The sequence below is a fragment of the bacterium genome, from assembly GCA_004322275.1.
Taxonomy (GTDB): domain Bacteria; phylum Desulfobacterota; class Deferrisomatia; order Deferrisomatales; family BM512; genus SCTA01.
The window spans coordinates 11378-30283 of sequence record SCTA01000032.1 but is presented as its reverse complement, the minus strand read 5'-3'; the positions used below and the strand labels follow the sequence as shown (position 1 = coordinate 30283).

Below are 18906 nucleotides of genomic sequence, written 5' to 3'. Positions count from 1 at the left end.
GTAAGGAGTATATTTTTCCAGGAATATTTCCTTCAGCGGCAACCCGAAATCCCCACATTCGGAAGCTGTTTTCTATGGAGAGCCGGCCATGAAGCTGGATACTTCTCAAGCCCCTATTGGGCTAAGAGTCCTTGTAGTCGACGACGAGCCGGCCGTGCGCGAGGCTACGGCCGCCTGCCTCCTCGAAAGGGGCTGGGGCGCGACGGCGGTCACCGACGGGAAGACTGCTCTGGAGGCCCACGCCAGGGAGTGCTTCGACCTCATCTTGATGGACGTGCAGATGCCGGGGATGGACGGCTTTGAAACCACCAGGCGGATACGGGAGCTGGAAGCCAAAACCGGTGGCCATGTGCCCATAATCGGCCACACCGCCCACGGCCACAAGACGGGAGTGGAAAAATTCAGCGTCGCGGGCATGGACGACTGGATAGCGAAGCCCGTGGCGGCGCAAGACCTTTACTCGGTAATCGAAAGATGGCATTCAACCGGGCTCAGGCCGCCTTTGCAGGACTCGGCCCAGAAAATTCTGTCGGATATGATGGACCGCAAACGAAAAAAACGCGAACTCGTGGTGACTCTCATAAGCAGCATGAGCGAAGGGCACAAAGAGGCTTGCAAGTCCTTTTCAGAGGGCGATTGCGAGCAGGTGGAGTTCTGGTCGCACAGGATGGCGGGGGCGCTTGCCGTCTTCGGCTTCGACAGGGCAAGGGATATCGCCCGCCAGATCGAGGCGCTGGCGGCCGGTTCGCGCCTCGACGGCGTCGGCGAACTGCTGGGCGGCCTTAACGAAGAGCTCGAAGCTATTAAAATTTCCCTGGCGGAAAACAACAGCTAGACGACCCTGCCGTCGCGCCGCCTCGCGGGGAAGCGGCGCAACGTCCGGAGATTTAACGGTTACCGGTTCATCGGCTCCATCTTTTCCATGGACGATGACTCGGGCTTCTTCTGCATTCTTCTCTTTATGTCCTGCATGGCCCTTTTCATGGCTTCTTCGTAAGTTATCTTCTCGCCGCCATGACTTTTTATGAAGTTATCAGCGCCCTCGTCGGAGGCGAAGGCCCACTTGGGCTCTTTGGTCATTACCCCTCTTTCGCTGCCGCCGGCTACCCAAAAAGCCTTGCTCGCATCGACCAGTTCCTTCGTATCGTAGTCGGCCACCATGATCCTCTTTACCTTCAGCGCGGGCGCGGGATCAAGTTTCGCGGCAACGCAGTTGAGGCTGCAAAGAGACGTTTCGGTGCCGTCCTCCCACTCGATGACCGCCCTGCTGTGAGAGAACTTATCCCGGCTCATCTCGCAAAGTTCGCAGGAGGGCCCCTTTTCGATGTCGGGGCGGCCCTCGGCCAGCGCGAAAGAGGCCGAAAATAAAATCAGTACGATTCCTAAAAGCCGTGAGATTTTCATGTGTCTTTTTCTCCCTGGGTTTTGGCCGAAAGGCTACACTTCCTGTTCACACGAGCATATCTGCCCGTCCTTCATTTCAACTATCCGGTCCGCCATCTTCGCTATCTCGGGGTTATGGGTGACCATCACCACGGTAAGCCCCTGGTTGACGTTGAGGTCCTTCAGGACCTGACCTATTTCCAGCGAGCGCTTTGTGTCCAGGTTCCCGGTGGGCTCGTCCGCCATGAGTATCTCCGGATCGTTCACCAGCGCGCGCGCTATCGCCACCCTCTGCATCTCTCCGCCGGAAATCTGGTCGGGAAGGTGGTTTTTGCGGTGGTCGATGCCGAGAACTTCCAGAAGGCGGGCGGCCCTGTCCTCGACTCCGGGCTTGCGGTAGAAGGTGAGCGGCAGGATGACGTTTTCCCAGACGGTAAGGGTCGGTATGAGATAGAAATTCTGGAAGATGTACCCGAAGACCTCGCGCCGTATCAGGGTAAGATCGCTCTCGGAGAGGCGTCCGGGAAGGCTGAATATGGTCTTCCCCGAGAGCGCCAGCTCCCCGCCGGAGGGGTTGTCGAGACAGCCGAGAAGGTTGATGAGCGTGGTCTTGCCCGAGCCGGAAGGCCCTACGAAGGAGACGAACTCCCCTCTTTTTATCTGCAGGGTGACATCGCGGACGGCGTAGACCTCCTCGCTGCCTCTGCGGTAAGTCTTGGTCAGGCCCTTCGCCTCAAGTGAATATCTGGAGCAGATCATCTTCCCGCCTCGCTTCTTATGGCTTCGAGCGGCCTGACCCTTCCCGCCCTCCATGCCGGGTAAAGCCCGCTCAAAAGGCCGATGACGACAATCGCGGCGAGGGTTACCCCGGCGTGGACCGCGTCTATCTGGACAAGCCCGCCGCTCGGAGCGTAGGGAAGTATTCCCCTTATGAGCACCTCGGTTACCTTTGAAAGGGCGAGGGCGAAGAGTATCCCGAGCACTCCGCCCGTTGAGCACAGGATGAAGGTCTCGATCCAGATGAGCTTGAAGATGTCCCGGGGCATCGCTCCCACCGTCTTTAGAATCCCTATCTCCTGCACCCTTTCGAGAACGGACATGAGGATAGTGTTTATGACGCCGACCATCGCAATCGCGACGGCGATAATCGCAATCGAAAGGACCATCACCTTCGCGGTGGAGACCAGCCCCATTATCGTCTGCTTTACCTGCGCCATGCTGACCACCTGGACGTCGGGAAGGGCGTAGAGTTTGTCCTCCAGCTTGGTCGGGTCGGCTTCAGGCTTCACCTTTATGCCCAGCGCGGTCAGTTGCCCCTCCTTCTGGAAAAGTCTCTGGACCGTGCGGAGGGGCAGAAAGGTCGTTCCGTCGTCCTGCGTCCCGGTTCTCTTCAGTATACCCACGACCTTGAACTCGGCGTTCTTCTCGGGGATGAGAATCATATCTCCCACCTCCCGCTGCTCGAGTTCCGCCGCCTCGTAGCCCATTACCGCTTCGGGAACGTCCTCGCCGGTGAACCACCCGCCCTTCTGGAAGTGCAAAAAGGGCTTCATCGAGGGAAAGGTTTTGGGATCCACCCCGAGATAGGCGTTTATTCCCCCGCTTTCACCCTTGTCGGGGTCGAAGACAGCCTGCATCAGCATCGGGGTGGTCTTGTCGACCTCGGGCTCCCCGGCCACGGACCCGATGGCGTCCTCCTGCATGTAGCGAAGGCCGGTTCCCCCCTTGAGCATCATCGTGGCGGCTTCGTAGGGGCAACCCTTTGCGGTCAGCAGCACCTGAAACCCCATGTTGTCGATGTCGCGGGCCAGCGCCGCCTCGAATCCCCTGTTGAAGCCGAAAAGGCTGACGAGGACCCAGCCGGAGAGGGCGATTCCCAAGATGGTGAGAAGGCTTCGCGCCTTTTTCCGCCAGAGGTTTTTATAGGCTATCTCAACGCTTCCTATCATCGGGCGGACTCCTTGGGGGTATCTTTGTCGAAACGGTTTCCGAGTACGAATTCGTCCATGAGAATCAGGTTTTTCTTTACGGCGCGAAGAGCGGCGCGAAAGTCGGTCTCCGCCTCGGGCTCGGGGTTTTTAATCTCGGCGACCTTGCCCGAGGCTTTGTGGGTGACGACGTCGTAGAGGTAGAAATCGTTCAGGTTCAGCCCGGCGAATTTCTGACCGAAGGCCGGGTCGCGAAGCCCCTTCGCATAGCGGCTGGTGAGCTTTTGTATATAGAAGCTCTTTATCGAACCATTCAGGTCCAAAGCGAGAAAGACCTGTATCCCGCCGAACTGCCCCTTGTGGTTGACCCCGTGGATGTAGCCCACCTTTTCCTTGCCCGAAAATATCTCATAGATGGTGTAGGGAACGTCGGGGGTCTCGTAGAGCCCCTTGAACTTGTCTCCAAGCCTTTTTTCGATCTTTTCGAGGAGCTTTTCGCCCCCGAGTTTCTCAATCGACATGTAAAAGGTCTTGTAGCCCGTCGAACCGGGGAAGAGCCTCGCCACGTCCCTGTCGGGATCGTTCAGGTCGCAGCCGACGGCTGCGAAAGCCGCGGGGCTGAAAAACAAAAGCAGAAGAAATGCCGCAACCAGAAAACGGAGCCCGCAGCAGCTTTTCAGCAATTCTCTAGAGTTGCGCATAGTAATAAGCCTGCACCAAAAATCTGTTGTCGTCGGTAAGCTCGTCATAAACGTACATTCCACGAAGGGTGAGATCGGCGGTGGTCTGGTTCGAGACGCACAACGACGCCTGACGGGTGGTTTCGCCGCCGGTAAGGAGCCAGGCGGGCTGGAGTTCGACCTTCCACGCCCCCTCGCCGTCGAGAATAAGCCCGATGCGCCAGGAGACGCCGTAAGCCTTCTCGTCCCAGAGTTCGCCCGCGATCATGTCCAGGCGGTGCTCGAAATTGTCGGCGAGGACAGTGAGGTCGAAGGCCGCCAGACGAAGCGGTTTGGGCTCCGAATCCAGCAGCGTGTAGCCCATCGTCTCCAGCGTTTCGCCGAAACCGAACGAAATGCCCGCGTTGTGGTTGTCGCGGGTCAGAACGCCGTAGGAAACCCTTCCGGCTCCGAAGTAATTGCCGCGAAGATAAATCGGAGCGCCCGTCCCCGTCGTCAGGCTGGCAGCAACGTTGCCCCATTCAAGGTCCCGGTATATCCCGGCCCCCCAGTCGCGGTCGAAGCCGAACCCCTGCATCGCCAGCGTGCGGAGCAAGAGGCCGTGGCTGTCGAAATAGGAGGAGATGCCGAGCGCCGGGCGGTTGTGCCCAATCCAGAGGTCAGTAAAGTGGGATTTGAGCTTTACGTAGGCGTTGTAGACCTGGGGCTCGAAGCGGTCCTCCCCCTCCTTGTTCCAGGCCAGCCGCACCTGAAGCGCCGCCGTGGCGAAGTCACCCTCCTCCCCCGAGAAACGGCCGAGATAATCGAAACCCACGCTGGGCTTTTGCATTATCTCTTCCTGGGTCATGGAGTAGTAGATATCCTCCTCGGCGTCGGAGGAGTAGCCTCCCACCATCTGGGCCTCGCCGTAGAGGAGATAGCTCGAAGCCACGGCGGGAGACGAAAGGGCGATAAGTCCGAGAACGGATAAAACCAGCCGCCTGGTGTCCCGTGCGACTAGTGGCTTCCGGTAATATGGGCGTCGATTCGCCCGATCCGGCCCGCTCGGCGGTCGTTTGAAAAGTTGAAAAATCAGTCTCTCGACCATTTAAATCTCCTGCCATACATCATAAAAGCGGGCCGGGAACCGCGCGAAGTGAGGAGTCCGAATACCCGGCTGTATTCGGGCGACGAACGACAAAGCGGATCGGGATGAAGCGACGTCCATACAGGAAGAGACTAGCCGCATGGGACACTAGACATCGAAGTCGATATGCCCGCGGAAGATTACCGTCTCACCGGAGAGGAACATTATCTGTATCTCCCAGTCTCCGGGCATGACGACATCGACGGGGAGCAGATAGTCGCCTTTTTTCGAGATTTTAAAGGGGTGGTCCCCCGTGTAGTGGGCTCCGCGCATGGAGGGCATATCCGAAGAGCCTTTTATTACGAGCGCCGTCGTCCTCTCTTTGTCCGCCCCGTAAAGCTTTATCTTGAGGACGAGCGGCCCCATCGCCGGAGTCTTGTCGAACTCCCAGGTGAAGTAGAAGTTGTCGTTGATTTCTATCTTGTCGCCCGCGTCGCCAAGCTTGACGGATTCGGGCCCCCCGCTCTTCGCGGGCTCGACCTTGTCCGCCGCGCGGCACTCCGAAAGCGCCAGAAAAAAGGCCAGAAACAAAAGTGCGAATCCGGCGAGCAAACGTGAACCAACTCCGGTTAACTTCATTTTCAACATTCTCCGCAAAAATAAGGTGAATTGAATAATACCAGTTTACACCCTGGCGCAGGAAAGGGAAGCAACCCCTTTCCTGCGCTTTCTTGAATTTTCCGGCTTTGAATTTATCACACTCTTTTAGTGGCAGTCGTGGCAAGCCGCGGGAACGCTGTTGTACTTGCGGGTGTAGTTGTGGCAGCGGTTGCAGACATCCCCCACCGCCGAATTGAGACTGAAACCTACACCGGTGTGAGGATCGCCGTGGGTCCAGGTCACTCCGTCGGGAACGCGCGCTCCGGAGGGGCCGAAGTGGCACCTGGTACAGTTGCCGATGGTTCCGCCGTGGCAACCTTCGCAGTCAAGGGTGCTGTCGCCGTGGAACTGGGTTCCGGTGGCCATGAAAAATTCGCGGCCGAGTGAGTGGGGGGCGCCGTCGTCTTCTCCACCGCAGGCTGCGACAAACACCAGCGACAACAGGGCCAGGATTCCAAGTAATTTCTTCGTTCTCATTTAGTCACCTACCTTTTGCTGCCAGCCCCGGACTTCCCGGGGCCGACGCAAGTTCGAGGATTAATTTTTAATGGCAGTTGTGACAACTGCTCGGCGGATTGCCGTAAGTTCTGTTGGTGTTGTGACAGGCGTTGCAGACCGACGCAAAAGACCCATAGTTGTCGTGGCTACCGAAAGTGACGTGGCTGCCCGCGGGTGAGTAAGTCGGGTTGGTTATGGTCCCGAAGTGGCACTGCGAGCACTTGTTGGCGAAGGTGTGGCAGTTCGAGCAGACCAGAGAGCTAAGGCCGTGGAACTGCGGGTTGTTGCTGCTGTCCATCCAGGGCTGGCCCAGCGGATGGGTGGCTCCCGGCCCGCCGGGGTGGCAGCTTCGCGTCTGCCCGAGAGCGTTTGTAAAGGAGGCGGCGAAACAGCTCGGCGACCCCGCCATCGGCGGGGTTCTCCCCTGGGTGTAGTCATGGCAGAGCGAGCATGTCGTGGGCATATTGTCCGCGTTGCGGTGTGAATAAGTGCCCGCGCCCTGCCAGTTGGTGGGATGAGCCTTGGCCGCGGTATGGCAGGCTGCGCAGGCTGTGGCGCTGCCGCCCTCGAAGAACCGCGTTCCGGGCTGGCCGTGGCATTTCTGGCAGTAGGCCAGGTCTTGCTTGGCCACGGGGCCGTGGGCGGAGGGCAGCGCGAACTGGGCGGGAGGCGCGTGGGGAATCCCCGGGCCGCCTTCGTGGCAAGGCCGCGTCTGGCCGAGCGCGTTGGTGAAGGTGGAGTTAAAGCAGCTGGGCGCGCCGGAAAGCGGTCCCGTTCCCGCCCCGGTAGTCCTGTGGCAGAGACCGCAGGCCGCGGTCAGATTGCCGGCCGTCTGGTGCGAGTAGGTCCCCGCGCCCTGCCAGTTGGTCGGGTGCGCTCTTGCGGCGGTGTGGCAGGCGGAACAGGCGACCTCCGCCGTGCCGCCGCCGAAATTCGTCGAACCCGGCTGCCCGTGGCAGAGTTGGCAGTAGGTCAGGTCCTGCTTGGCGGGGACGCCGTGCAGGTTCGCGGCCGCGAAGGGCATCGCGTGGGGCACGCCGGGGCCGCCGGGATGACAGTCGCGGGTCTGGCCGTTGGCGTTGGTGAAGCTAACTGCGAAGCAGCTCGGAGCGTCGGGGTTGGGCGGCGTCCTCCCCTCGGTTACGTCGTGGCAGATGGTACAGGCCGTTCCGGCGTTGCCCGCGGTCCGGTGCGAGTAAGTCCCGGCTCCCTGCCAGTCTGTGGGATGGGCGTCGGCCGCTGTGTGGCAGGTCGAGCAGGCGGTGTCGGCGGAGCCGCCGCTAAAGCTCGTCGTCCCCGGAGTCCCGTGGCATATCTGGCAGTAGGAGAGGTTTTCCTTTGCCGGACCGCCGTGCAGTTCCGGGGCCGCGAAGATCCTGGCGTGGGGAATAAACCCGTTGGGATGGCAGGTGCGGGTCTGGCCGTCCGCGTTGGTAAACTCGGCGGAGAAGCAGCTTGGCGAGCTCTCCAGAGGCGGTGTCCGTCCCTGTGTCACGTCGTGACAAAGTACGCAGGCCGTATCCATGTTGCCAGCCGTGCGGTGAGAGAAGGTTCCGTCGCCCTGCCAGTCCGTGGGATGGGCTTTCGCGGCTTCGTGACAGGTGGAACAGGCGACAACCGACACCCCTGACTCGAAGCTTGTGCCCGGCCTTCCGTGGCACAACTGGCAAAGCTTCAGGTTTTCTTTCGCCGGGGCGTAGTGCAGGCTGGAATCTGCCGGTGCATAGGATTCATGCATCGGAAAAGCGCCGTCGTGACAGCCTGTGCAGGTAGCGTTGCCGGGCCCCTGGCCGAAGGAGCGGGTAAGTTCGTGGCAGCGCACGCAAACCGCCGCAACGTCAACGAGCGCGCTCTGGGTGTGGCTCATCCAGCCGTGAGGCCAGTCCACGCCTTCCGGCACCTTCGCTCCGCCGGGGCCGAAGTGGCATTCCGAGCAGAAGGTGGAGATTTCGTGGCATTCCTGACAAAAGGGAAGGTCAAGTATTTCGGGATTGCCGTGAAACTGCGCCCCTTCGGAAGAGAGCCACGTTCGCCCCATCGGGTGGGGCAGAGGGGCCGCTTCGTGGCAAAGGTGGCACTGGTCAGGCTGATCCGTGTAGCGTTTCGTTATCGCGTGGCAGCGGTCGCACACGTCGCCGACGGACTTCAGAAGGTCGAGGTCGTGGGGGAAGCTGCCGTGAGACCAGCCGGAATCCGGCGGAACCTTCGCCCCTCCGGGTCCGAAGTGGCAGGTGAAACAAAAACTCTCCGGGTCGTGGCAGTCCGAACAGTTAAGTGAACTGCTTCCGTGGAAATCCGCGCCTCCCGTTATGAGCCATTCACGCCCCAGAGGATGCGGAGCGCCGATCGGGACTTTCGTGTCGGAACAGCCAACCGCAAACGCAAGGAGGAGGAGAGCTGTAAAGCCGAAAACAAGTCTGTTTCTCATAATAACCCTCCCCTTCTACTTTCCGTGGCAGACGGCGCAGGAGGCGGCCGCCCTGGGGTTACCGTGGCAGGAAAAGCAGGACGCGGGATCGAGCCGCCCGTCAATCCTGTGGCGGGTGCGGTAGTCGCCCCGGTGAGGCATCTGGCGGTAGGTCTCGTCTGCGCGTTTCGTGGAGGGCTTAAGCTCGGTGCTGGTGACGTGGCAGTCGTTGCAGTAGCTCTGGGCATGGCACATCCCGCAGACCCTCTCCTCCTGATACGCTTCGTTCTTGTGGTTCCCCTGAGCGAAGGCCAGGGTGTGGTCAAAACGCTTGTAGACAAGCCCCCCCTTGCTTTCTTCGTGGCAGGAGGAACAGACCGGGCGATTCTTCGAGAGTTCCTCGGGGTGGCTGGCCGGAAGGGAGTAGCCGCCCTTGAGACCCGCGCAGGCGCAAAGCAGAAATAACGCGATCGCTGTCGCCGTGAATGCTTTTATCCGCATGTCGATGCTCCCTCTATTTAAAAATCTCTCTTTCGGCATGGCAAAATCCCTCCTACTTCGAGAAGGCGTAGTCGACGGTGAACTGCCCCCTCACGTCCTTGTCGAAGTTCGGATCCTTGCTGTACTCGCCGGAGAGTTTTAGCGCCAACGAATCGCTGAGGAGTCTTGTCCCGCCTCCGAGTGAGACGAAGATCGACCTGTCGTCCCCGAGATCTCCGTAAATCTTCTCGCCGTACTTGGCGTAGACCGCCTCCCCGGAGACAAAGAAGGGGGCCTGATCGTAGTAACCGTAGATGCGGCCGAGGCTGTACTGGTCCTCGTCTGCGTCGCCCTGCATCCTTCCCGCTTCCGCTCCGAACTGCGTCAGTCCGGAGAATCTCTGACTCCCCGTAACGGCGTAGTACCTCGCCCCGTCGTCGCGGACTTCGTACTCGTACTGCTTGTACTTTGCGCCGAGTCCGGTTTTGGAGGTCACGTCCCAGAGTATCTCCAGACCGGCGATTCTCGCCTCCTCCCCGCTTTCGTCAAAGGCCGGGATTCCGCCGAGAGGATCGGTAAAGGGCGTCGAGCTTCTGGATCCGGTGTCGAAGAAGGAGTCGTACATGACTTTCTGGTAGAAGGGCTTGAGGGTCAGCGAGGCGAGGCGCAGGCGGGCTTCGTAATAATGCTCCTGCCACTCTTTTTCCTCCTGGTTTCTCACCGAGCGGCCGTAAATGGAGAGCGGCCCGAGAGCGGTGATCGAGGAATCCACGCCGACAAGCTCCTCCTGTTTTTCGCCGTCGTCCTCCACCCGCTTGTAGGAGACGCCGATGTCGTAATACCCCCCGTAATGATGTGAAACTCTTCCGCCGAAAACCTTGTCCCCGGTGGTTCCCTCTACGGTCTCAAGCACGACCGGCTTGCCCGCGTACGCGGAAACGGTGAAAAATCCGGTCAGGTCGCTCCCCACTTTCAGCCCGTCGATACTTACGTCCGACACACCCTCGAAGACGTACTGGCGGCCGAGTTTTGCGTCAAAGTTGCTCTCCTTCGCCCGGTACTGAACGTAGCCGTACAAGATCTCGCCTTCGGAGGCGTCGTCGTAGAAATCCCCGAAATCGTAGCGGCCCCAGCCGTACAGATGGGCGGAAAGGCCGTTGGAGCCGAGGTTTCCCGCGTCCACCTGGAGGTATTCATAGCCGGGAATTCCGTTTTTAGTGTCGCCGCCGGGCAGTTCCTGTTCAAAAAAGCGGACAATCAGCTCCGAGTCGATCTTCACCTCTGCCGCGTTGGCGACCGTTAGCCCCAGTGAAGGAGCGGCGGCCACCACCGCGAGTGCAAAAAGCGCTGATGATTTTTTTGTCATGACTGCCTCCTGGAAACACCTTGCAAACGACAAGTTAATTTAAAGAAAACAAACCGTATGAAAACTCATTTGGCCGCATCCCCCCCAATCCTGATTTCAATCGCGACGTTTGCGCCCGCGTATTTTGCGTTGACCAGGTCGCCGATCTTGATGTCGGAGAATTTCGCGGGCTTGCCGTCTTTGGTCAGCGCCGTTTCTTTCTTTACGTAAAGGAGCGTGGTCTTTCTGGATGCGTCGATTATTACGAGCGTACCGTCCGCCTCTATCAGCGATACGGCCCCCGAGAGAACCGTAGTCTTGTATTTCTCCGTGGGAGGGGCTGCCTTCGGATCCTGCGCTACGGAGGGCTGGCCTCCCGCGCCGGTGTCGGAATATCCCCGAAGCGCGCAGCCGCATACCGCAAAGTTTACCACCAGCAATACCAATGCAAGGTTGACCCCTTTAAATAGGGGTGTTTCGATCGTTTTTTTCATGCTTTGCCCTTTCAGGCAAAAAAAGGGCGGACCCCTGAGGGCCCGCCCTTTGTGAAACAGAGGCTACTAAACCTTTCTTTCTCTGGCGCGAAGGGCCATGGCAAGGGCGAATACCATCGCCATGAAGCCAAGCGCCATCGGAGCGGAGGCTTCACCCTCATCCGAGCCGAAGCCAAGCGAGGAGATGAAGCACCAGCCGTTGCTGCTGTCTGAACCGTCTCCGGTTTCGACTTCAACTGCGGCTTCAAGGTTGATGTCGGCGGTGACCGTCTCCCCCGCGCCTACGACAGCGCCGGTGGTGATCGTCGGAGAACCTGCGGCCGTAGCCGCCGAGGTGACGGTAAAGGTTCCGGCGGGGACGGTAATCGTGAATACGCCAGCCGCATTGGAAACACCGGTGAAACCGCCGGGATCAGCGGTAACTGTGACGCCGGCAACGGGCAGGCCCGTTACGGGGTCGGTGACGGTGCCGGTGATGGTTCCGTTGGGGGCGGGAGTAATAGTGGTAGTGCCGGCGGGAACGGTGGCTCCAGCGGCTACGGTTACCGGGGTGGCGGTGGTTACGTTGCCGAAGCCGAGTACCGTCGTGGTCACGGTGTAAGTTCCCGGCGGGACGGCAAGAGAGAAACTGCCGGTGGCGCCGGTTACGGCGGTGAAGCCGCCGGGGTTGGCGGTGACGGTGACGCCGACGGCGGGAAGACCCGTGGCCCCGTCGATTACCTGACCGGTAAGTATGCCGTTTGCGGCGGCGGTAACGGTTACGTTAACGGCGACAGCGCCTCCGGCGGCCACGATGGCGGTGCCGGGAACGGCGGTAAAGCCGAGCGCAGTGGCGCTAACGGTGTAGGTCCCGGCGGGAGCCTGTATGGAGTAGGCGCCCGTCGCGTCGGTAATCCCGGTGAAGCCGCCGGGGGTAAGGGTAACGGTAGCGCCGACAACCGGAAGCCCGGTGACGGGGTCGGTGATTACGCCGGTGACGGTGCCGTTAGCGCCCGCGGTAAGAGTCACGTTGGCGGGGGCGGCGTTGGCTCCGGCGGTTACGACGGTAGCCGTGGCGGTTGTGGTGGTTGCAAAGCCGAGAGCCGTGGCGGTTATGGTGTAGCTGCCGGCCGGGACGGCTATCGCATAGTTGCCGTTAGCGTCGGTGACCGCCGTAATCGCGGGGGTGCCGGCGGCGGGGGCGGGAACGGGGTTGGCGGTGACGATGACTCCGGCTACCGGAAGACCGGTGGCGGCGTCGGTTATCGTTCCGGTAAGTACGCCGTTAGCGGCGGCGGTGATGGGCAGCGGAACGTTGACGGCGGTGGCGGCTCCGGCGACGATGGTGGCCGCGCCGGTTGCGGTTCCGAGACCGGTAGCGGTGGAGGTTACGGTGTAGGTCCCGGGGGCCAGGGCGAAAGCGAAAGCGCCCGCGGCGTCTGTCATAGCGGTGATTGCGCCGGGATTGACGGTGACGGTAGCCCCTAAGACCGGAAGCCCGGTGGCGGGGTTGATGACGGTTCCCGTCAGGTTGGCGTTAGTGGTGTAGTTAACGGGCGCTGAAGCGGCCTCGAAGGCGGCGACAGAACCGAAGGCGCGAGCCTGCGCGACGACCGCGAAGGTGCCGGGCGCGGTCGGGATCCACATGAAATTGCGCATCATCGAATAAGGCTGGACGACTACGCCGTTGACCAGGAACTGGTACTCGAAAGCGTCCGCCGAGCGGAGAGTCGGCTGAAGGCTGGTGGTTCCCTCGGCCGTAAAGGTGACCGCCGCGTTGCCCGCGGTTACGGGAACGGCGGGATTGGCGGTGGCGGTAACCCCGGTCGCGGGGGTTACGACGATGAGAGGTCTCATCATGTCGTGCTCTTCGTGCGACAGGATGTGGCAATGCCAGACGTAGTTACCCGCGATGTCGAACTTGGCGATGATGCGGGTGACGGTGTTCGGGAACATCTGGATGGTGTCCTCAAACCCCGCTTCCTGAGCGGGAGGAGGCACCACTGTGCCTGGTACGAGGGTCCAGCTCGGGGGAACGAAGGGCGTAGCCGCCGTGGCGGCCACGGGGGGCACGAAGGACAGGGGATCGAAATCCTGCCTCTCTATGACCTGAAAGTGCACCAGATGCAGATGCATCGGATGAACGTCGGGGGTGGTGTTCGCGACTTCCCAGATCTCCGTGTCGTTAAGGAGCGGCAGTTCGGTCGGGTAGGCCATGAACTCGATGCCGTTAAGGGTCAGCATCAGCCTTCCGTAGATGTCGGTCCCCTCCATGAGGGCGAGTTTGCGGGGAGCGGCGGCGGTCGCTACGGGAAGCGTGATCGGCGTAGTGCGGAGCGAAGTTATTAAAGCCGGTGACGTAGTATCGGGCGTAACGCTAAGCGGTACGGTGACGTTGAAGGCCATGATCCGGCCGGTGGTGGCAGGATTCGCGACGAGCAGCGGATCGACCGGGAGTCCCATGAAGGGCGCGTCGGGGCCGACGTTCTGCAAGATGACCTGGCTGCCGGGGACGGCGTTCTTGAAATCGACGAGCACGTCAACGCGCTCGCCGGGCATCAGGATAATCTGGCTGAGGGCGACGGGAGCGTTGAGGAAAGCCTGATCGGTTCCTATCTGGTAGAAAATTACCCCCGGATCGCTGAACTGGAGGATATAGGCGCGGGAGTCGCAGCCGTTCAGAAGGCGGAGGCGATAGACGCGGGGCTCGACGTCCAGCTTGGGCCATACTATGCCGTTGGCGAGGTTGATGTTGCCGAAAAGCTCCGGGGTGATGGAGGGAATCGGCAGGCCGGTAACCGGATCGGTAACCACCGGGCAGGTCGCGGGATCGACCACGGGAAGACCGGTGACGGGATCGATGACGGTTCCGCAAAGGGGGCTGAGAAGATCGCGGACGGGCATGTCGGGAATGGCCAGAGAGCCGTCGGCGTAGAAGTTGCGGTCCTGAATGGCGATCGGAACTTCGTAGGGGTACACCGGCAGGGTTCCCGCCAGCTGTAGCGCATCTTCGTTGGCGTCGCGTATCAGGTAAAAACCCGCAAGACCCGCCCAAACGTTGGTGTGGGTGGTGCCCATAGCGTGGTCATGGTACCAGATCGTTCCGGCTTCCTGGGTATTGGGATATTTGTAGGTGCCGGGAAGGCCGTAAGGATTCGGATCCCAGAACGGGGAGACCTGTGCGAAATTGGGGCCAAACCAAGGGAGAGGACCGCCGTCGCTGTCGCCTGTTACGTGCGCGCCGTGGACGTGAGTGACTATGCGCACCGGCGGGCAGGGAATGCCGGGAGTGCCGCAGCCGATGGTGGTGTCAACGGGCAGAAGGCTGGTCGCGGGAAGTTCGTTGAGCCAGCGGACGCGGGATTCGACGCCGGAACGAATCTCGAAGGTCGGGCCGGGGTAGGTGTGCAGACCTGTGGTAGCGCCGACCCTTGCGTCGCCGTAGCCCCAAAAAGTGGTGCTGAGAGGAAGTCCCGTCACTTCGTCAATGAGGCCGGTTTGCTGCACTATCTGACGGGCCGAAACCTCGTAGTAGTCAACTCCCGGAAAGGTAGTCGTGTCTTTGGTCAATATAAAACCGGGTATGAGGGGATTGGGAAGAGCGGTTGCGAACTGCGGCTGCAGGGCCGGGTCCAGCAGCGGCTGCGAGTGGTCGGGATCGATTATCGTCCCGTGTGCGACGGTCCCGATTCCGCCCGAGAAAAGCATGGCCGCGCATAAGCCGACCATAGACTTTCTCCACCTTGGCAATCTGTTCATCTTGTTCCTCCTTGCAGTCATTCTGCCTGTTACCGGCGGGTGGCCGCTGCCCCCTTGGGCCTTTGAGCGCACCTCCCGGTTTTTTTTCCGCTTCCACGGTTTTTAAATGTAAAGCGACGCGCAGGAAATGTAAGGCCGGGAAGGATGATTTTTGTGTAGGAATATTCAGCCCGCTGTAGGAATTTTCCTACAGCGGGCCGGGAATTGAAGCGCTACGAAGTGGAGCGAAAGGAGATTATTTACGGGCCGGGTTTGCCGGAAAACCTAAGAAACTTTCAGGATCCGGGATTTACTGCAAAAGTTTGTTCGTAATTCCGTAGTGGATGATGTCGGCGTTGTTTTTCATCTGCATCTTGGCGAGGAGCCGGGTCCGGTAGGTGCTCACCGTCTTGACGCTCAGAGACAGCTCAATGGATATCTCCGTTATCGTCATGCCGGAAGCTATCATCTGAAAGACCATGAACTCCCTGTCGGTCAAACTCTCGTGAGGCGGCTTTTGGGTATCGCCGCCGACGTAGGAAGCCAGATGCTCCCCCAGCGCCTCGCTTATGAATTTTCTCCCGGCTGCCACCTTGCGGATCGCCCCGATAAGATCCTCCGGAGCCCTGGCCTTGTTCAGATACCCCGAGGCCCCGGCTTTCAGGCTCCGAAGGGCGTAATCCTCTTCCGGGTACATGCTTACGATAAGGATCGGGAGCTTCGGGTGCTCGCTCTTTAACTGCGCAAGAACTTCAAGTCCCTGCCTGCCGGGCAGCCCGATATCCAGAAGAATGACGTCCAGAGCTGCCTTGCGGGCTTTTTCCAGCGCCAGCTGCCCGGTATGGGCTTCGTCAACCACGACGATGTCGGCCTCGTCGGCCAGAATGTGTTTTATTCCCTGAATCACCACCGGATGGTCGTCTACGATCAGAACGCGGATCATATTGAATTAACCATTTTACTTGTGACTCCCTGCCAAATCCGTTACGAAAATATGCTCTCGCTCCAGGCATAACTACCGCGCGGTCAGCTTCCCGTTACGAGAAAACCCAAAGGCTCCTTCCAAACGTAACTGAAACTGACCGCGCGGGTCACTGACCTATTTATTTTTTAATCCGCGCAGGACTTGCGGAAGTCGCTTACGGCCTTGATCGCCTTGTCTACGTCGCCGTAAAGGATATTGCAGTCCTTCTCGAAACCGCGGGGAGTTTCGCAGTACCGCAGCCTTCCCGCCAGAGAGTGGAGCTGGTCGAAGACCGGATCGAGTTCCTTGCTGCATCCCTTGGTTTCCTTCAGAAATTCGCTGTCCAGTTCTTCGAGTTCGTGAGCGAGGGCCTTGAACTTGACCTTGAAACGTTCTTCCGCCGCCAGGTCGACCTCCTTCTCGAAGTGTTTGAGGTAGTCGCCGATGCTCCAGTTTTCCATCCTGCTCGCCATGATCGTTCTCCTTTTAAGGTTTTAACGTTGCGTTATGTGTTGCTCCAATGATTGCATTAAAAAAAGTAATCCAAAATTTCCGGCAGTCAAAAAAAACAGGATTTTGGTTAAATTTCGCGCCTGATGGCGAATCAAAAAGCGGGGGTTATAATTTCCGGGAGGCAAACGATGAAGAGGAGCTTGTCAGATGCGGGACCAGAACGTAATCATAGCCGGGGCGGCAGGAGAGGGCATCCAGTCCATAGGAGAGGTTTTTTCCGATACCCTGTCGGCCTGCGGCTACGGCATCTTTTCGTGGCAGGAGTTTGAGTCCCGCATAAGGGGAGGGCAGTCCAGCTTTACCCTCCGCATCTCGGATAACGCGATAAACGCCCCGAAATTCGAGGCCGACATTCTCCTCGCGCTAAATGAAAAGGCCCTCGCCCATTACAGAGGCAGACTCCGGCCCGGCGGTGTTTTGCTCTACGAAGGCCTAGGGGAAGAGGAGCCGGGGGCTATAAACGTGAGGTTTTCAGCGCTGGCGAGGGAGTGGTTCGGAAACCGGATTTACGCGAATTCCATCGCCGCGGGGACTCTTGCGGGACTTCTTGGAGTGAGCCTTGCGCCTCTCCTTGAAAACATAGAAAAAAATTTCAAGGGCAAGGAAGCGGCGGTCATATCCAACAACCTCGAAGCGGCGAAAAGAGGTTACGACCTCGGGAAAGGAAGGCGAAGCGAAGCTTCTTCGGCCCCCCTTCCCTGCCTCGGGGGAAACGCCTGCCTCCTCACCGGCCACGAAGCGCTCTCCCTCGGAGCGGCGTGGGCGGGCTGCCGTTTCATCTGCGCCTACCCCATGAGCCCCTCGACCACGATCATCACCTTCATGGCGGAGCGTCAGGAAGCGCTCGGCATCTTCGTCGAGCAGGCGGAGGATGAGATAAGCGCCATCAACATGGCCATAGGGGCGAGTTACGCCGGGCTTCGCGCCATGACGGCCACCTCCGGCGGCGGTTTCGCCCTGATGAACGAGGGAGTGAGCCTTGCCGGGATGACGGAAACCCCGGTGGTCATTGTCGTCGCCCAAAGGCCCGGCCCCGCCACCGGCCTGCCGACGAGGACCGCCCAGGGAGACCTTCTCTTCGCGATTAACTCCGGCCACGGAGAGTTTCCGAAGGCCGTTCTCGCACCCTGCGACGCAAAGGACGCTTTTGAGAAGGCGGTGCGAGCCTTTTACCTCGCGGAAAAGTTCCAGACCCCGGTAATAATCCTCACCGACCAGTTTCTGGCCGATTCGCGCTTCTCCCTTTCCGACACGGAGTTCCTGAAAAAAAATCCCGGCAGGGATGTCGCCGACCCGGAAGCGGTCGAAACTCCCTATCTTCGCTACAGGTTTACCGAAAGCGGAATCTCTCCCCGCCTTTTCCCCGGCCAGAGCAAGCACCTGGTGTGCGTGGACAGCGACGAGCACGACGAGGCGGGCCATATCACCGAAGACCTCGCCGGTACCGCCCCCTCGATGGCGGCAAAACGGCTCAGGAAACTGGAAGCGATGAGGGCGGAAATGACGCCGCCCGAGTGGTCGGGGCCGAAGGACGCCGGAACGGTTCTGGTAAGCTGGGGCTCGACGAAAAACAGCGTGCTGGAGGCGCTGGAGCTTCTGGCGGATAAGGGAGTGATTGCGGCCAGCCTCCATTTTACGGAACTATGGCCCCTTCCCCCCTATGATTTTCCGGCGAAAGTCCGGCTCCTTTGCGTGGAATCCAACTCTACCGGGCAACTGGAAAGGCTGCTGGCGGGCGAATACGGGGTTTCCTTCGACGGTTTCGTCCACCGCGCCGACGGCCTGCCGATGGACGGAGCGTTTATAGCCGGTAAAGTCCTCTCGCCGGGACCAAAAGGAGGGAACGGCTGATGGCTACCCTTGAAGAGTACAAGAGCGGCGCCGAAATACAGTGGTGCCCCGGCTGCCCCAACCATCTGATACTCAAGGCGGTCAAGAGCGCCCTCGTCGATCTCGATCTTTCGCCGCACGAGGTGTGCCTGGTCTCGGGCATCGGGCAGGCCGCCAAGCTCCCCCATTACCTCGAATGCAACTTCTTCAACGGCCTTCACGGGCGCGCGCTGCCCGTAGCTCTGGGTATTCTGGCCGCCAATCCGCGCCTCACCACCCTCGTAACCACCGGCGAGGGCGACTGCTACGGCGAGGGGGGCAACCACTTCATACACACCCTCAGGCGGAACCCGAATCTCACCCTCATCGTCCACAACAACAGCTTTTACGCCCTGACCAAGGGGCAGGCCTCGCCGACGACGCCGCTTGGCGAGATACGGAGCCTCCACCCAAAAGGGGTTCCGATGCCGCCCCTAAAGGTGCTCGAAATCGCGGTGATTCAGGGGTGCGGCTTTGTCGCAAGGGGCTTCGCGGGCGACCCGGAACAGCTTCGGGGACTTATAGCGGAGGGCGTCCGCCACCGGGGGCTCTCCCTCATCGACGTGATTCAGCCCTGCATAACCTGGGGGAAGAAACCGCTGGACTGGTACCGGGAAAAGGCCGTTCCCCTCCCCGCCGGTTACGACTCCTCCGACCGCTTCGGAGCGCTGCGCGCTATCGGTGAGAACGAAAGGTTTTACACAGGCGTCCTCTACCGCTCCCCGCAAAAGCCCGTCTTCGGCGAAGCTTTTCACAGGCTGATGAATAACGTGCCGCTGACCGGGCTGGAGCCGCCGGACGAAAAGACGCTGAGGGAGGTGCTGGCCCCCTTCTGCAAGAGGCCGCCGGGAAGCGTTTAAACTGCGGCGAGCCCGGAGGTTTGTGGTGCGTTACGCCGCTTC

The 18906-nt window shown here is 60.1% G+C and carries 17 protein-coding genes; 3 read left to right on the top strand and 14 right to left on the bottom strand.

Going from position 1 to position 18906, the window contains the following annotated elements:
* Nucleotides 1-88: 88 nt before the first annotated feature.
* Nucleotides 89-835, top strand: coding sequence for a response regulator (locus tag EPN96_09410; GenBank protein ID TAL16340.1), 747 nt, complete (start codon nucleotides 89-91; stop codon nucleotides 833-835).
* A gap of 59 nt (nucleotides 836-894) precedes the next feature.
* Here the strand turns inward: EPN96_09410 and EPN96_09405 are convergent, their stop codons facing one another.
* From EPN96_09405 to EPN96_09340, 14 genes are all read right to left on the bottom strand, one after another.
* Nucleotides 895-1404, bottom strand: coding sequence for a NosL family protein (locus EPN96_09405; GenBank protein TAL16339.1), 510 nt, complete (start codon nucleotides 1402-1404; stop codon nucleotides 895-897).
* Between the two features lie 33 nt (nucleotides 1405-1437).
* Nucleotides 1438-2142, bottom strand: a complete 705-nt coding sequence (locus EPN96_09400) for an ABC transporter ATP-binding protein (protein TAL16338.1) — start codon at nucleotides 2140-2142, stop codon at nucleotides 1438-1440.
* Nucleotides 2139-3332: an ABC transporter permease gene (locus EPN96_09395; GenBank protein TAL16337.1), complete on the bottom strand. Its 1194-nt coding sequence runs from the start codon at nucleotides 3330-3332 to the stop codon at nucleotides 2139-2141. The genes EPN96_09400 and EPN96_09395 overlap by 4 nt, the downstream gene beginning before the upstream one ends.
* Entirely contained in the window at nucleotides 3329-4012 is a 684-nt protein-coding gene (locus EPN96_09390) for a hypothetical protein (protein TAL16336.1), read from the bottom strand. The genes EPN96_09395 and EPN96_09390 overlap by 4 nt, the downstream gene beginning before the upstream one ends.
* Nucleotides 3999-5078 (bottom strand): hypothetical protein, encoded by a 1080-nt coding sequence (locus EPN96_09385; GenBank protein ID TAL16335.1) that lies wholly within the window; start codon nucleotides 5076-5078, stop codon nucleotides 3999-4001. The genes EPN96_09390 and EPN96_09385 overlap by 14 nt, the downstream gene beginning before the upstream one ends.
* A gap of 147 nt (nucleotides 5079-5225) precedes the next feature.
* Nucleotides 5226-5696 carry a hypothetical protein gene (locus EPN96_09380; GenBank protein ID TAL16334.1) on the bottom strand — a complete coding sequence of 157 codons (471 nt, stop codon included), beginning with the start codon at nucleotides 5694-5696 and terminating at the stop codon, nucleotides 5226-5228.
* Between the two features lie 126 nt (nucleotides 5697-5822).
* Nucleotides 5823-6194 carry a hypothetical protein gene (locus EPN96_09375; GenBank protein TAL16333.1) on the bottom strand — a complete coding sequence of 124 codons (372 nt, stop codon included), beginning with the start codon at nucleotides 6192-6194 and terminating at the stop codon, nucleotides 5823-5825.
* A gap of 67 nt (nucleotides 6195-6261) precedes the next feature.
* Nucleotides 6262-8643, bottom strand: a complete 2382-nt coding sequence (locus tag EPN96_09370) for a hypothetical protein (protein TAL16332.1) — start codon at nucleotides 8641-8643, stop codon at nucleotides 6262-6264.
* A 15-nt stretch (nucleotides 8644-8658) separates the two neighbouring features.
* On the bottom strand, nucleotides 8659-9162 hold the full coding sequence (locus EPN96_09365) for a cytochrome C (protein TAL16331.1): 504 nt from the start codon (nucleotides 9160-9162) through the stop codon (nucleotides 8659-8661).
* A gap of 13 nt (nucleotides 9163-9175) precedes the next feature.
* Entirely contained in the window at nucleotides 9176-10468 is a 1293-nt protein-coding gene (locus EPN96_09360) for a hypothetical protein (protein ID TAL16330.1), read from the bottom strand.
* Nucleotides 10469-10533: 65 nt separating this feature from the next.
* Nucleotides 10534-10941, bottom strand: coding sequence for a hypothetical protein (locus EPN96_09355; GenBank protein TAL16329.1), 408 nt, complete (start codon nucleotides 10939-10941; stop codon nucleotides 10534-10536).
* A gap of 66 nt (nucleotides 10942-11007) precedes the next feature.
* The gene (locus EPN96_09350) at nucleotides 11008-14700 is read right to left on the bottom strand and encodes a hypothetical protein (GenBank protein ID TAL16328.1); all 3693 of its coding nucleotides are present in this window, start codon (nucleotides 14698-14700) and stop codon (nucleotides 11008-11010) included.
* A gap of 268 nt (nucleotides 14701-14968) precedes the next feature.
* Nucleotides 14969-15601, bottom strand: a complete 633-nt coding sequence (locus tag EPN96_09345) for a response regulator transcription factor (GenBank protein TAL16327.1) — start codon at nucleotides 15599-15601, stop codon at nucleotides 14969-14971.
* 167 nt (nucleotides 15602-15768) lie between these two features.
* A complete protein-coding gene (locus EPN96_09340) occupies nucleotides 15769-16095 on the bottom strand; it encodes a hypothetical protein (protein TAL16326.1) in 327 nt (108 codons plus the stop codon).
* 187 nt (nucleotides 16096-16282) lie between these two features.
* Between EPN96_09340 and EPN96_09335 the strand changes: the two genes are divergently transcribed.
* Together EPN96_09335 and EPN96_09330 are read left to right on the top strand one after the other, a co-directional pair.
* Complete coding sequence (locus EPN96_09335; protein ID TAL16325.1) at nucleotides 16283-17986, top strand: 2-oxoacid:acceptor oxidoreductase subunit alpha; 1704 nt, start codon at nucleotides 16283-16285, stop codon at nucleotides 17984-17986.
* Complete coding sequence (locus tag EPN96_09330) at nucleotides 17986-18864, top strand: 2-oxoacid ferredoxin oxidoreductase (GenBank protein ID TAL16324.1); 879 nt, start codon at nucleotides 17986-17988, stop codon at nucleotides 18862-18864. The genes EPN96_09335 and EPN96_09330 overlap by 1 nt, the downstream gene beginning before the upstream one ends.
* Nucleotides 18865-18906 lie beyond the last annotated feature (42 nt).

Excerpts from the sequence above, each read along its gene's own strand:
- EPN96_09410 (TAL16340.1), top strand. The coding sequence starts at position 89 with ATGAAGCTGGATACTTCTCAAGCCCCTATTGGGCTAAGAGTCCTTGTA.
- EPN96_09405 (TAL16339.1), bottom strand. The coding sequence starts at position 1,404 with ATGAAAATCTCACGGCTTTTAGGAATCGTACTGATTTTATTTTCGGCC.
- EPN96_09400 (TAL16338.1), bottom strand. The coding sequence starts at position 2,142 with ATGATCTGCTCCAGATATTCACTTGAGGCGAAGGGCCTGACCAAGACT.
- EPN96_09395 (TAL16337.1), bottom strand. The coding sequence starts at position 3,332 with ATGATAGGAAGCGTTGAGATAGCCTATAAAAACCTCTGGCGGAAAAAG.
- EPN96_09390 (TAL16336.1), bottom strand. The coding sequence starts at position 4,012 with ATGCGCAACTCTAGAGAATTGCTGAAAAGCTGCTGCGGGCTCCGTTTT.
- EPN96_09385 (TAL16335.1), bottom strand. The coding sequence starts at position 5,078 with ATGGTCGAGAGACTGATTTTTCAACTTTTCAAACGACCGCCGAGCGGG.
- EPN96_09380 (TAL16334.1), bottom strand. The coding sequence starts at position 5,696 with ATGAAGTTAACCGGAGTTGGTTCACGTTTGCTCGCCGGATTCGCACTT.
- EPN96_09375 (TAL16333.1), bottom strand. The coding sequence starts at position 6,194 with ATGAGAACGAAGAAATTACTTGGAATCCTGGCCCTGTTGTCGCTGGTG.
- EPN96_09370 (TAL16332.1), bottom strand. The coding sequence starts at position 8,643 with ATGAGAAACAGACTTGTTTTCGGCTTTACAGCTCTCCTCCTCCTTGCG.
- EPN96_09365 (TAL16331.1), bottom strand. The coding sequence starts at position 9,162 with ATGCCGAAAGAGAGATTTTTAAATAGAGGGAGCATCGACATGCGGATA.
- EPN96_09360 (TAL16330.1), bottom strand. The coding sequence starts at position 10,468 with ATGACAAAAAAATCATCAGCGCTTTTTGCACTCGCGGTGGTGGCCGCC.
- EPN96_09355 (TAL16329.1), bottom strand. The coding sequence starts at position 10,941 with ATGAAAAAAACGATCGAAACACCCCTATTTAAAGGGGTCAACCTTGCA.
- EPN96_09350 (TAL16328.1), bottom strand. The coding sequence starts at position 14,700 with ATGACTGCAAGGAGGAACAAGATGAACAGATTGCCAAGGTGGAGAAAG.
- EPN96_09345 (TAL16327.1), bottom strand. The coding sequence starts at position 15,601 with ATGATCCGCGTTCTGATCGTAGACGACCATCCGGTGGTGATTCAGGGA.
- EPN96_09340 (TAL16326.1), bottom strand. The coding sequence starts at position 16,095 with ATGGCGAGCAGGATGGAAAACTGGAGCATCGGCGACTACCTCAAACAC.
- EPN96_09335 (TAL16325.1), top strand. The coding sequence starts at position 16,283 with ATGCGGGACCAGAACGTAATCATAGCCGGGGCGGCAGGAGAGGGCATC.
- EPN96_09330 (TAL16324.1), top strand. The coding sequence starts at position 17,986 with ATGGCTACCCTTGAAGAGTACAAGAGCGGCGCCGAAATACAGTGGTGC.